Source organism: Hahella ganghwensis DSM 17046 (genome assembly GCF_000376785.1).
Lineage (GTDB): Bacteria > Pseudomonadota > Gammaproteobacteria > Pseudomonadales > Oleiphilaceae > Hahella > Hahella ganghwensis.
On sequence record NZ_AQXX01000139.1, the window covers coordinates 110,303 to 124,005 of the forward strand.

Annotated in this window: 10 protein-coding genes; 3 read left to right on the forward strand and 7 right to left on the reverse strand. The window is 50.4% G+C overall.

Annotated elements, in window-relative coordinates:
* The 5 genes from F566_RS0126620 to F566_RS0126640 form a co-directional block, all read right to left on the reverse strand.
* On the reverse strand, window positions 1-1,536 hold the full coding sequence (locus F566_RS0126620) for a tripartite tricarboxylate transporter permease (RefSeq protein WP_020410094.1): 1,536 nt from the start codon (window positions 1,534-1,536) through the stop codon (window positions 1-3).
* A gap of 4 nt (window positions 1,537-1,540) precedes the next feature.
* The gene (locus F566_RS0126625; RefSeq protein ID WP_020410095.1) at window positions 1,541-2,017 is read right to left on the reverse strand and encodes a tripartite tricarboxylate transporter TctB family protein; all 477 of its coding nucleotides are present in this window, start codon (window positions 2,015-2,017) and stop codon (window positions 1,541-1,543) included.
* Between the two features lie 87 nt (window positions 2,018-2,104).
* Window positions 2,105-3,094: a tripartite tricarboxylate transporter substrate binding protein gene (locus F566_RS0126630; RefSeq protein ID WP_020410096.1), complete on the reverse strand. Its 990-nt coding sequence runs from the start codon at window positions 3,092-3,094 to the stop codon at window positions 2,105-2,107.
* Window positions 3,095-3,297: 203 nt separating this feature from the next.
* A complete protein-coding gene (locus tag F566_RS0126635; RefSeq protein ID WP_020410097.1) occupies window positions 3,298-3,729 on the reverse strand; it encodes a DUF1801 domain-containing protein in 432 nt (143 codons plus the stop codon).
* Between the two features lie 23 nt (window positions 3,730-3,752).
* The gene (locus tag F566_RS0126640; protein WP_020410098.1) at window positions 3,753-5,030 is read right to left on the reverse strand and encodes an O-acetylhomoserine aminocarboxypropyltransferase/cysteine synthase family protein; all 1,278 of its coding nucleotides are present in this window, start codon (window positions 5,028-5,030) and stop codon (window positions 3,753-3,755) included.
* A gap of 273 nt (window positions 5,031-5,303) precedes the next feature.
* Here F566_RS0126640 and F566_RS0126645 point away from each other — a divergent pair, with 273 nt between their 5' ends.
* The 3 genes from F566_RS0126645 to F566_RS0126655 all read left to right on the forward strand — a co-directional run bounded on the left by F566_RS0126645 (window position 5,304) and on the right by F566_RS0126655 (window position 9,982).
* The gene (locus tag F566_RS0126645) at window positions 5,304-6,251 is read left to right on the forward strand and encodes an ABC transporter ATP-binding protein (protein WP_020410099.1); all 948 of its coding nucleotides are present in this window, start codon (window positions 5,304-5,306) and stop codon (window positions 6,249-6,251) included.
* Window positions 6,248-7,009: an ABC transporter permease gene (locus F566_RS0126650; protein ID WP_020410100.1), complete on the forward strand. Its 762-nt coding sequence runs from the start codon at window positions 6,248-6,250 to the stop codon at window positions 7,007-7,009. Before F566_RS0126645 ends, F566_RS0126650 begins: the two co-directional genes overlap by 4 nt.
* A gap of 399 nt (window positions 7,010-7,408) precedes the next feature.
* Window positions 7,409-9,982 (forward strand): EAL domain-containing protein, encoded by a 2,574-nt coding sequence (locus F566_RS0126655; RefSeq protein ID WP_020410101.1) that lies wholly within the window; start codon window positions 7,409-7,411, stop codon window positions 9,980-9,982.
* 18 nt (window positions 9,983-10,000) lie between these two features.
* Here F566_RS0126655 and F566_RS0126660 read toward each other — a convergent pair whose 3' ends face one another.
* A complete protein-coding gene (locus tag F566_RS0126660) occupies window positions 10,001-12,532 on the reverse strand; it encodes a cache domain-containing protein (RefSeq protein ID WP_245555313.1) in 2,532 nt (843 codons plus the stop codon).
* Complete coding sequence (locus tag F566_RS0126665; protein WP_020410103.1) at window positions 12,529-13,701, reverse strand: ABC transporter substrate-binding protein; 1,173 nt, start codon at window positions 13,699-13,701, stop codon at window positions 12,529-12,531. The genes F566_RS0126660 and F566_RS0126665 overlap by 4 nt, the downstream gene beginning before the upstream one ends.
* Window positions 13,702-13,703: the final 2 nt, after the last annotated feature.

Sequence of the window (13,703 nt, forward strand, 5' to 3'; positions counted from 1 at the left end):
TTACTCCTGCATTGAGGCCCCGTAGCCAACCGTTTTTTTGCGGTACTTTTTCCACATACCACTGGCTAAAGGTGCCACCAGTACAAACAGGGTAATGCAGAAGATGGTCAGGGTAATCGGACGCTCCCAGATAAAGCTGTAACCACCATCACTAATCAGCAAAGCCCGTCTCAGATTATCTTCCAGCATACCGCCCAGGATGAATCCCAGCAGCAGTGGTGCAAGGGGGAAGTCCAGAAGACGCAGGACGATGGCCAGTACTGTAATGATCACCATGATCAGAATATCGGCGCTGTTGAATGACACCAGATATACGCCAGTGATGGAGAACAGCAGGATCATGGGAACCAGAACCTGACGGGGAACTGCCAGCAGTCGGGAGATATAGGGGATCAACGGCAGATTCAGAATCAGCAGAACAATATTCCCAACGTACATGGAAATAATCACCGACCAGAACACTTCCGGGTTATCAAGAAATAGTCGTGGGCCAGGCTGGATACCATAGGAAATCAATGCACCGAGCATGATGGCGGTGGTACCTGATCCCGGAATGCCGAGAGTCAGCAAAGGGACAAAAGAGCCGGAAGAGGCTGCATTATTGGCAGCTTCAGGCGCGGCAAGACCTTTCAGACTGCCAAGACCAAATTTGAGTTTTTCCTTGGCTTTGGCCAGGTTACGTTCGAATCCGTAGGCAAGAAAAGCCGCGATGGTGGCTCCTGCGCCGGGCAGGACACCGACAAAGAAACCAAGCACGGAAGAGCGGGCAATGACTGGTGCCACTTCCTTAATCTCTTCCTTGTTCAGCTTCATGCTGCCAAGATTTCTCATGGCATCTTCATCTGCTTCACCATTGTCTTCCGGCTTTAATACCGACATGAGGGCTTCAGCCAGGGCAAAAGTGGCCATGGCAAGCAGGAGGAAGCTGATCCCGTCCACAAGGTCCATGCGACCGAATGTAAACCGGTCGACACCGGAGGAACGATCCGTACCGATAGTGGAAATCATCAGCCCGAGGACTGTCATCATCAGCGCTTTGAGAATGTTTCCTTTACCGGAAAATGCTGCCACGGCACTTAGACCCAGAACCATCAAGGCAAAGTAATCGGCCGATTGGAAACTTAAAGAAACCGATGCCAGTGCCGGAGCGGCCACCAACAGGAATACAGCGGAAATGGTCCCGCCGGTGAAAGAGGCGTAAGCCGCCAGTGCCAGGGCTTTGCCCGCCTGACCTTTCTGTGCCAGAGGATAGCCATCAAATGCGGTGACCACCGTGCCTGAGCAGCCAGGGGCATTGATCAGAATAGAAGACGTGGAGCCGCCGAAGATAGCACCATAATAGACACCTGCCATAAGAATGATGCCGGAAGCCGGATCAAGACCGTAGGTAATGGGGATCATCAGTGCGATGGCGGAGATTGGTCCGAGACCCGGTAGCATGCCGATAAAAGTACCGACAAAGCAGCCGATAAACACCATGAACAGGTTGACCGGCATCGTCGCGGTGGACAGACCGGTAAGAATTCCCTCTAACATTGGTTTAACCTCCTAACAGGCTGAACAGCCTGCCCGGTGCGAGATAAATATCGAGTAACTGTGTCAGGCAGAACCAGGATATGGCGACAAAGGGAATGGATACACCAAAGAGTATTTTGGGTCTTCTTTCCCCCATGATTCTGAATCCGGCAATCAGGAATAGTGCAGTACTTACCACAAACCCCAGCCAATTCAGAATCAAGCCATAAATCACCATTACCACCAGTAGTGCAATCACTGGAGGCCAGGCCATCAGGCCAAGCTTTAATGGTTTGAGAGTTCCAGCACTGCGCCAGGAGGCCAGTACAAAGAAAAACGATAGAGCAGCGCCTAATCCGCTCAGAACATAAGGCATAGTGCGGGCATTGATTGGTTCGAATTCTTCACCCGGTAACAACGCAATGTCAGTGGCGTAGAAACCGTAGGCTAGTGAGAAAACCAGAAACACAAGCCCTGCAATCTGATCTCTGGAGATGGTCATAGCTACCTCGGAGAGGACGTGTTCAGGTAATGTGGTTGATCATGGATTCGGCAGGACCTGTGGTTGAGGTCCTGCCGTTAACAGGACTTATTGAAGGAAGCCAAGTTCACGCATCAGCGCGCCCAGGTCTTCTTCCTGTTGTTCCAGGAAAGCATAGAAATCTTGCGGAGCTTTGTAATCATTCACCCAGCCGTTGCGGGCACGCACAGTTTCCCACTCAGAAGTGCCCTGTACCTTTTCCAGCAGTTGCGCGTATTCGTTGACTTTGTCCTTGGCCAGACCAGGTGCGCCAAAATATCCGCGCCAGTTAGCGAATACAGTACCGTTACCCAGTTCTTTCAAAGTCGGGACGTCCGGAGCGGCCTTTACGCGGGCTGGCGCTGTGTTGACCAGGATGCGGACCTGACCGGCGCGTGCCATTTCAAGCGCTTCACCAAGGCCTGTGGAAAGTAATTCTGTTTCGCCACTGAGCAAGGCTGCCATGGCTTTACCGCCTGCATCATAAGGAATGTAGCGGATCTGGCGTGGGTCAATGCCTTCGGCCTTGGCTGCGGCTGCAGGAACCAGATGATCCAGGCTGCCTTTGGAAGACCCACCAGCAATCTTGACGGAACGGGGGTTTTTCTTCAGATCAGCGACAACATCACCCCAGGTTTTATATCTGGAGTCGTTGGTAACGATGAGGGCCTGATAGTCGGCGATGATGCCGGCAATAGGTGTCAGGTCGCGGAAAGATTGTGGGAAAACTTTGGTCAGAGAACGCACCACAATTGGCGTGGAGTTGACCATGATGGTTCCGTCCTGCTGATCGGCTGTTTCGATCAGGTGGGCGATAGCTTTACCGCCACCACCGCCGGACATGTTTTCGTAGGATACGGTCTCAACCATACCGGATTTGGTCAGCGCTTCCCCGGTACCGCGTGCGGTGCCATCCCAGCCGCCGCCGGCGCCACCAGGTATGAGAATATGGAGTTCGTCAACGGCAAGAGCGTTAACTGAAGAGGTGAGTGATGCGGCCCCGAGAACCAAAGCGCCGGCCAGTGATAGAGATTTACGTGAGAAGAACTTTACATTCATTTTCAGTCTCCGCTTCTTGTTTTTGTACTTAGTTGTGTATGGGTATGACGATTTACGTCGTGGCTTCGACACTACGCCCAACCCGTTGGAAACTGAATAATGTGTAACTAAAAGGTTTTTATGGCATTTAGCCTATTTTGTTCATACTGTTCATGATTTGAGAGGTCAAATACGGCGAGTGATTCAGGAAGAGTCTTTGGAGCTCAGCAGGCAGGGACTGCACCCAGCAGTGGAAGATGTTTAACCTTATGATATTGCAAGGATAGTCCAATGCAGTGTCTGATCTGCTGAGAGGGAATCGGCGATGCCATATCAAGCAGGATGGCGCGTTTGCCTTGGTACTGGAACAGGTTTCCGTACAGCTCTTTGAAAGTTTGAACCAAAGAGGTCTGGCAGTGAAAGTAGATGCCGTAAACGTTGGGAGTAGCCGGTTTCCAGTCGATCCTCACAGTGCTTCCGCCATGACACAGGTAGCTGGGCTCTCCCCACTTCAATGTTTCCTGTAGATCAGTAATGTCAAGATCCCGGGCGGATTCGAAAATCAGGGACCTGAGCGACAGCATTCCGGGACGAACCTCATTTGGATAAGCCTCATACTTTCTGAGAACTTCGGGGGCGTCTATAGGAATCGTCACTCTGGTCTCCTGATGAATCGGGATTATTGATTCAGGCTGTCAAAGGCCTGTTCAATATCACCGATAATATCATCGATGTGTTCGATGCCTACGCAAATACGTAACATCTCTGGTGTGACGCCAGCGGTTTTCTGTTCTTCCTCGGTCAACTGGCGATGAGTGGTCGACGCAGGATGGCAGGCAAGGGTTTTGGCATCGCCGATATTAACAAGGCGTTTAACCATTTTCAGCGCATCGTAGAATTTGACCCCGGCGTCGAATCCGCCCTTGATTCCAAATGTCAGCAGAGAGGAGGGGCGGCCATCGAAATATTTTTGGGCCAGGTCGTAGTAGCGGTCACCTTCTAGGCCGGCAAAGTTCACCCATTCCACCAGAGGGTGCTGTTGCAGATATCTGGCCACTGCCAGTGCATTGTCGCAATGACGTTCCATGCGCAGAGGAAGTGTCTCAATACCCTGGAGCAGCATGAAGGCACTCATTGGGGACAGAGCTGAACCGGTGTTGCGAAGTGGAACAGTCCGTGCTCTGGCGATATAGGCGGCTTCCCCACAATCCCGCGTATATACCACACCGTGATAAGCGGGCTCAGGCTCATTCAGCACAGGAAAGCGGTCTTTGTGTTCTGCCCATGGAAATTTACCTGAGTCGACGATAATACCACCCAGTGTAGTGCCATGTCCGCCCATGTACTTGGTGAGTGAGTGAACAACAATATCTGCACCATACTGGATCGGATTTAACAGGGCCGGAGTGGCGACGGTATTATCAACGATAACAGGTACGCCATGTCGGTGTGCCATGGTGGCGATGGGTTCAATGTCGACGATGTTTCCGGCTGGATTTCCAATAGATTCACAGAAGACGGCTTTGGTTTTGTCATCTATCAGCTTTTCCAGTTCTTCTGGGGAATCGCTCGGCGCAAAGCGTACTTCGATACCCTGCCTGGGCAGCATATGGGCAAACAGAGTATAGGTTCCGCCATAGAGTTGTGGTGTGGTGACAATATTGTCACCGGATTCAGCGATGGTCAGAATGGCATAATTGATCGCTGCACTTCCGGCCGAAACCGCCAGGGCTGCCAGTCCACCTTCCAATGCGGCCACGCGCTTTTCCAGGACGTCCCATGTGGGATTCATAATGCGCGTGTATATATTGCCGGGAACGGTCAGATTAAACAGGTCTGCACCGTGTTGGGCGTTGTCAAACTCATACGCGACCGTCTGGTAGATGGGAGTGGCACAGGATTTGGTCGTGGGGTCTGTTTCATACCCTTCGTGGATACAGATGGTTTCTTTTTTCATCACTTTTCCTTGACGTTGTTGTTATGGAGGTTTGTCGCAAATAACGACAGGATTCGTATACAATCGCCTGCTTAATTCGGCGTTAAGTGCCAATAGCTGAATTTTCTATCATTTTTTCTGATATCAAATATGCGGAAATATTAGTCGTTAGGCCAGACGTAATGAGAGAAAATTTCCTGTAGACAATTCTTAGCACTATTTTCACACAAGAATTCAAAGATTTTGCTCGGTTAGCGGGCGACACGCAAGCCGTGGCAATTCAATGGAGGCTCAATGGATCCAATTATTTCTGTCAGGAATCTCAATAAAATTTATTCGTCTGGTTTTCAGGCACTGAATGACGTTAGTGTCGATATACATCGCGGCGAAATCTTTGCCTTGCTTGGTCCTAACGGGGCTGGCAAGACGACGTTGATCAGCGTGATCTGCGGTATCACCAATCCTTCATCTGGGGAAGTTATTGCTGACGGGGTCAATATCGTGAAGGACTTTCGTGCCGCCCGGAAGCTTATCGGGCTGGTCCCCCAGGAGTTGACCACGGATGCATTTGAAAGTGTCTGGGCAACGGTCAACTTCAGTCGAGGATTGTTCGGAAAAGCCCCGGACCCTGCCTATATCGAGCGAATCCTCAGGTCTCTTTCCCTCTGGGATAAAAAAGACAATCGAATCATGGAGCTTTCAGGCGGGATGAAACGAAGAGTCCTGATTGCCAAAGCCTTATCCCATGAGCCGAAAATACTTTTCCTGGATGAGCCGACTGCCGGAGTGGATGTAGAGCTGCGCCGGGATATGTGGGAGTTGGTGCGTAAATTAAGAGACGAGGGTGTCACGATCATTCTGACCACCCATTACATTGAAGAAGCGGAAGAGATGGCAGACCGCATTGGAGTTATCAGTAAAGGACGAATTGTTCTTGTGGAGGACAAGACAGCGCTGATGAATCAGCTAGGCAAGAAACAGCTGACACTGCACCTTCAACAACCTCTGGAAGCTGTTCCTGAAGAGTTGTCCGAATATGAACTGGAACTGACAGAAGAAGGGCATTCGCTGGTGTATACCTTTGACGTCCATGCCAGTGAGACCGGCATCGGGGAAATCCTGCGAAAACTGAATGACAGGGGAATCGACTTTAAGGATCTCAAGTCCACACAAAGCTCGTTGGAAGAGATCTTTGTGGATCTTGTACGTTCAGCACATGAGAAAGAGGTGGTCGGGGCATGAACCTTCACGCGATCAGAGCGATCTATAAGTTTGAGATGGCCAGAACATGGCGCACGCTGATGCAGAGTATCGCATCACCGGTGATCTCGACATCATTGTATTTTGTCGTATTCGGTTCAGCTATCGGGTCCCGAATGATATCCATTGATGGTATCAGCTACGGGGCATTTATCATTCCCGGTCTGATCATGCTTTCATTGCTGACTGAAAGTATATCCAATGCGTCTTTCGGGATTTACATGCCGAAATTTACCGGCACTATCTATGAAATCCTGTCGGCCCCGGTGTCTGCGATTGAAATAGTGATCGGTTATGTAGGGGCCGCAGCGACAAAATCGGTTGTTCTCGGCCTGCTGATTCTGGCAACCGCACGCTTGTTTGTGGACTTTGAGGTCGCTCACCCCTTATGGATGTTTTCATTTCTGGTACTTACTGCCGTGACATTTAGTCTTTTTGGATTCATCATTGGAGTCTGGGCAGATGGATTTGAAAAACTCCAGATTATTCCCATGATGGTCGTCACGCCGCTGACTTTTCTTGGTGGCAGCTTCTATTCCATTAATATGCTGCCGCCGGTATGGCAAACCATTACACTGTTTAATCCGGTCGTATACCTGATCAGCGGGTTCCGGTGGAGCTTCTACGGAGTTGCCGACGTTCATATCGGCATCAGTGTGGGAATGACCTTTGTGTTCATGTTGATCTGTCTGACGGCAATCTGGTGGATATTCAAAACCGGATATCGCTTGAAGGACTGAATGGGCCTACTTGCTCTGATCTCATTGATTGTCTGTTAACAGCCTGGTGTTGTAGTTATACGGTTATGCTCTGGTTAGAGCGTCCATCGTTATACAGGTAGAAGGTCTATAGGAAATTGACGGCCTTGCAGGTAATAGAATTCTGTACGCGGTAGTATTGTCGATAGCAGAGAACTTTTTGTTGTTAGGTTGTTAAGTTGATAATAGGTGCTGGTCTTGTTGTCAGGGAAGGCTGGCCTTGATGTTAGTAGGGGACTGTCTTGATGTTAGTAGGGGGCTGTCTTGTTGGTAGTGGGGAATAGTCTCGGGCTCAGGTACCGGAAATCACCTCCGGCCTTGTATTCTGGTCCCATAAGACTATCTTTTTGATAGAGCGCAACAGGGATAACGGTGTTGCATATGACGGATTCCATAGATGCAGGCGACCTGGACACGTACGAGCCGGGAGATGGTTGTTCTGAGCATACGATATTAATTGTTGACGATTCCCCGCTGAACCTGGACGTAGCCGTGGCCTGTCTGGAGAGCAAGGGTTATCAGGTCGTTGCTGTGGAAAATGGTGTCAAGGCCCTGGAGTTGGTCGAGGAGTTGCAACCCTCGCTGATACTGCTCGATATCATGATGCCGGAACTCAGTGGTTTCGAAACCTGCCGGAGACTGAAAAAGATAGAGAATGTCCGGGATATCCCGGTGGTCTTTATGACCGCATTGACGGATGTGAGAAGCAAGAAAGAGGGCTTTGAGGCCGGCGGCGTTGATTATGTTACCAAACCCTTCCAGACTGAGGAGCTCGCGGCCAGAGTTCATACCCATATCTCCCTCCAGACCGCATACCATGACCTGAAAGACAGCGAGCGGCGCTACCGCAGGCTGATGGAAACGACGCCAGATGCCATCTTGGTAGAGGATGACAATGGTATCGTTTATCTTAATACTGCTACAGTCAAATTGTTCGGTGTAATGGATGGCCAGCAATTGCTGGGTGCTTCGCTGTTGGACTTTGTTGCTCCCGGACGGCAGGATCAGGTCCAACGTCAGCTCAATCATAGTTGCCTTGACGAAAACGGTCAGGCGCTTCCCCTGATTATTCAGCTATATCGTGCCGACGATAGTGAGATTGATGTTGAGATACGATGTATACCTATTTCCTACCATGGTTCCACTTCCCGTATGTTTGTGCTCAGGGACGTCACTGAAAAGCGCCGCCAGGAAGCACTGATTGAGTTTCAGGCGACTCATGATCCTTTAACCGGATTGCCGAACAGAAGTCTGTTCTATGGCCGGGTGACCCAGGCGATTAATCATTCCCAGCGCAGCGGCGAAAAGCTGGCGGTGATGTTTATTGATCTGGACAAGTTCAAGCTGATTAACGATACCCTGGGGCATAACGCAGGTGACGAACTGCTGCGTATTATGTCCACCCGTCTGAAAGAATGTACCCGGGACTGCGATACCCTGGCCCGCATCGGAGGGGATGAATTCGTATTGCTCGTAGATCAGGCTGGCAGCGAAGCGGCGCTGACGCATCTGGCCAGTCGGTTGATCGAGGCAGTTTCTGTGCCGGTCAGTCTGCTTGGGTATACTCATGCCATCAGTTGCAGTGTCGGCATCAGCACTTATCCGGATGATGGTGATAGTGTGGAGCTGTTGCTCAAGAGAGCTGATATTGCCATGTACCGGGCCAAGGACGCCGGCAGAAACACCTTTCAGTTCTTTACCTATCAGATGCAGGACAGGCTGAATGAACGCCTGAAGCTTGAGATCGGTATCAAGCAGGCTCTGGAGAGGGATGAGTTTTATCTCAATTACCAGCCTCAGGTTGATCTGAGGACAGGAAAGATCATTGGTCTGGAGGCTCTGATCCGCTGGGAATCTGCTGAGTTGGGATTTGTTGAGCCCAGCGAATTTATTCCCGCTGCTGAGGATAGTCGCCAGATCATAAAAATTGGCGACTGGGTGTTAAAGAGGGTGTGCCAGGATCTGAAAGAGTGGCATGAACAAGGCGTTCCGCTGGTATCTGTTGCCGTGAATATTTCCGCGATGCAGTTTACCGGCCAGAATTTTGTTCGCTTAATCAAAGATGTTATCAGTCGCTACGATGTTGCGGCCAAATATCTTGAGCTGGAGCTGACCGAAACGCTGTCCATGACTAATCCTGAAGCCTCTGTAGCCATAATGCGAAGGCTCAGGGGGATTGGGGTCTCCATGGCAATAGATGACTTTGGCACCGGTTACTCGAATCTCTCTTACCTGAAACAGTTTCCGGTCAATAAATTGAAAATTGACAGGGCTTTCGTTTCAGGGCTAACCAACAGCCCGGATGATCATTCCATTGTGATGGCAATTATTCGTATGGCCCAGGGGCTGGGACTAAAGACCGTCGCCGAAGGGGTGGAAACTGCCGGTCAGCTTTCATTGCTGGCCGAACAATGCTGCGACGCGATTCAGGGCTTTTTCTTCAGTCGTCCGGTGGCAGCAGATAAGATGGTTGCCATGTTGGAAGCGGATAAACGGTTGGATTTGAATGAAGTTGGCAGATTACCGAAAAAGAATACCTTGTTGGTCGTGGATGACGAACCGAATGTTCTCCTGAGTATCAAGAGGACATTGCGTGGCGAGCCCTATGACATTATTACCGCTGAAAATGCCTCCGATGCCTATGAAATTTTGGCACGCCATGAAATCGGTGTGGTTTTGTCGGATCTCAAAATGCCCAAGGAGAGTGGTGTCGAGTTCTTCAGCAAGATCAAAATGATGTACCCGAATACGGTTCGGATTCTGCTGACAGGGTACGGCACCCTGGACAGCCTTGAGAATGCTATCAATCAGGCTGAGATTTATCGTTATATGGCCAAGCCATGGGATCCTGTCCAGATGACCAAAATGATCGCCACGGCCTTTAACCAGTATGAAAAGAATGCGAAGTCCGGGAAAGTCGCCTCCCTGCCGGAATACGCCAGGATTGCCCAGTAGTCTGTAGCCTCGCAGACCCTAGCCGTCGACAATCTGAGCTTTGATTTTAGGTAGCCAGCACGCCAGTTTCTGGTAGAGCTGCTGGGCATTAAATGGCTTGGCGAGGAAATCATCCATACCCACATCCAGGCAGTGTTGCCGGTCGTTGGCCATGGCGTTGGCCGTCAGCGCAATAATCGGCAGACGTTTACTGCCAGGCCGGGCTCTTTCCCGCGTACGAATGGCGATTGTGGCTTCGTAACCGTCCATAATTGGCATCTGGCAATCCATCAGAACGGCGTCGTAGGACTGGCGGGTCAGTTTGCTGAGAGCTTCTTTTCCGTTGGAGGCAACTTCCGCCTTGATTTCCAGAGTGCCGAGTAGCTCCAGAACATAGTCCTGGTTAGTGGCATTGTCTTCTACCAGCAGGATTTTGCCGGAAAGAGGCGGGTAGTGAGTATTATAATGATGCTGCTCTCTGGGGGGCATTCTCTGTACTGGCGTTTTGGTGCTTCGGGAGGCCGGGTCTCTCGCAAGCCAGATACTGAACCAGAAGGATGAACCGGAATTGATCTGGCTTTCCACGCCGATTTCACCATCCATCAATTCAACCAGGCTTTTTGAAATGCTCAGACCCAGCCCGGTACCTCCATAGGTCCGGGTTGTGGAACCATCAGCCTGTGAAAAGGACTCGAAGATTTTTTCCTGCTTTTCCGGGGCGATACCGATTCCTGTATCAGTAACACTGACCTTCAGTCTGACAGCATGGTCGTTTTGTTCCAGTAACTCCACTTCAACCAGAATGTTGCCTCTTTCGGTAAATTTAATGGCATTCCCAACCAGGTTGGTCAGTATTTGCCTCAGCCTGTCGCTGTCGCCGACCAGCGTGGGTGGTAGAACCGGAGATGCTCTGCAGTTTAATTGAACGCCTTTGGCATGGGCGCGAGGAGAAAAGATGTCCAGCAAATAGGAGAGTAATTCCTCAAAACTGAATGGGTGATTGTCCAACTCAAGTTTGCCGGCTTCGATTTTGGAGAAGTCGAGTATGTCGTTGATGATGGTCAGCAGCGCTTCTCCGGAATTAACGATAGTATCGAGATACTTGTGCTGTTTTTCATTCAAGTTGGTGTCAGCAAGAATACTCGCCATCCCGAGAACGCCATTGAGCGGGGTGCGGATTTCATGACTCATACGGGCAAGAAATTCGCTTTTCGCTTCATTGGCCTGCTGGGCAAGTTCCTTTTCCTGCCTCGCTTCCTTGATGTGTTTCTTCAGCTCTTTTTCCATGAAAACAAATGATTCAGCCAACCGGCCCACTTCATCACTGGACCTGTCAGCCAGGGCCTGAACGGCCTGGCTTGGCTGACTGTCCTGGTTGAAGTCATGGGAGGGTAACTGCTTGGCGTATTCGGTCAGAAAATCCAGAGGACGGGAAATTCGGGAGACCCAAAGGAAGGCGATCAATATACTGCCCAGGAAGAAAAGGGCGATAATCAGGCTCTGGCTCTTGACCAGATTCTGACCGGGTGTGGCGATTTCATGGACCGGCACCACGACTGTCTGGTACCAGTCGAAAGGTTTGAAGTAGCTGACATAGGCTACCACCTGGCGGTCATCTTCAGGTCTGTTCTGCAGAGCAAAGGGATCGATATAGCGATAGACTGCCTGCGACGGAGGATCTTTGCTGGAGACCTCCCTGATCAGGTCATCCAATAGTTGCTGCTGTGGCTGGTTCAAGCTGGAGGTGATCGAGTTTCCTTTGTCCAGAGTTGGCGGGGGGACCAGCACTTTTCCATCACCATCGAACAGGAAAGCATACCCGGTATTGGCAACGCTGATATCCGGAAAGGTTTTTCTCAGGCTGTCGATGATGGCGGTCATTTCCCGGAAGCTCTGAGCCTCAACGTATTCGAAGTCGACCATTGCGACCAATGTCAATTCCCAATGGGGCAGTGGGAGAAAATAGCCGATGTGACGACTCTCTCGTTCGCTGCCCGGCTTGCGCCAGTTGAAAATCGCTTTGTCGCCTCTCTTGTCCAGAATGTCGTCACGCATTGCCTGATAAACCACCCTGCCTTTAAAGTCCGACAAGGATGAAATGGTAGTCGATTCAACGCTTGGATTGGGGTGGGCGACGATGGTGCCGTTGCGGTCAAAAACGAACACCTCAACCTCTCCGAACTGCACCTTTCGCAACCATTCCAGAGAGATATCCAATGCTTCATCCCGTTCCAGATGACCTGACTTGTATTGCCCCACATACGCCTCAAAGGCGGACTGGGTATATTGGGATATATTGTGCAGATCCGTTTGCAGGCGAGACAGAATTTCAATCTTCTCCCCGGTCAGGCGGTCATAGCCTGCCCTGATGTTCAATTCAACCAGCTTCAGCACGTTCTGGGCGGAGGACTCTTCTGCCTGCAGCATCGCCCGCCCCACATCCCGGTTGGTGAAGTAGAGGATGGACAGAGCCGCAATCGACATGATCAGCAGAATCAAAGAAATGATTCTCGACCTTAGAGAGTGAAACCGGAAACGACTGAGGAATTGACTGGAGTTGAGCGTTTTCAATGTGGCACCTCGATAGCCCGGTAAATTTCATCAGCTGCTGCTAACCACTCCGCATGTAAGTAAAGTCCGATTTTTTCTGCTGTCTTCAGGTTGATTGATATGTTGGGTTCTTCTTCATACAGCTGCATAAGATCCCTTGGTCGGGCACCATTAAATACCTGACCCAAATTGGAAGCGAGAAAGACTCCAAGGGGTTTATAGTCAGGTTTGGACATGCTCATCAGAATGCCGTATTTGACCTGCTCTGAACCCAGTTGTGAAAAAGTTGGAATATTGTGTTTGTTGGCAATTTCCACAATGTTGGCAATGCTCTGGTTGTTTACACCGCCCTGTTCCGTGATGTAAAGAGCATCGGAATTACGCGACAGATAGTCCACACAATCCAGCACACTTCTTACCGCTTTCTGATTATCAGGAATATCACTCAGGGTGTGGCAGCGGATGATTTCGAAATTATCTTCAGCGGCAACTTTCTCTATTGTTTCCAGAGCTGTATAGGCTCTGCCCACTTCCGAATCTTCGTAAGCCACGCCCAGGCGCCTGAATTGAATGGCGTCATGGAATACGCGAATCTGGCGTTCATAGCGACGTGGTGAGACCCGGGCAAAAATATGATCAAATCCGGAATCTTCAGCGCTTTTGATGATGCCGGAACGGATAGGATCTGTTGTGGAGATGACAAAGGTGGGAATGTTGTGCAAATCATTGGCCAGATCCTGTCCGGCCCAGGTGCCCATTGCGAAAACCAGATCAATATCTTTCTGTTGATTCAGACGGTGGAGGATAGCAGCGCTCATGACCTCACGATTTTCCTGCACCCAGTCTGCCGAGTAGTAGGCATCTGGGGTAAAGGACAGGAATTTGCTTTTGGCATTTTCAGATAACCACAGCCACAATGTGCGAGTATCCATCCTTTTGGGGATCTCATTTTTTTCGATCCAACCCAGTTCCATCAACCCGTTAACCATTGCAATCAGGGAATGGTGATAGTTATCGTAGGGACCACCCTCGTAGTAGGCGATACGCCACTTCTTCACGACTTCCTTTACATTCGGGGGCGGGGTGCTGGCATAGCTGCCCGACGCATGAGTGGACAGGCTGACTATCCACAGCAAGCTCGTAATACTGATAAAAGCACAGATTGTCCTGACAATCGCCCTGGTGCTCATCG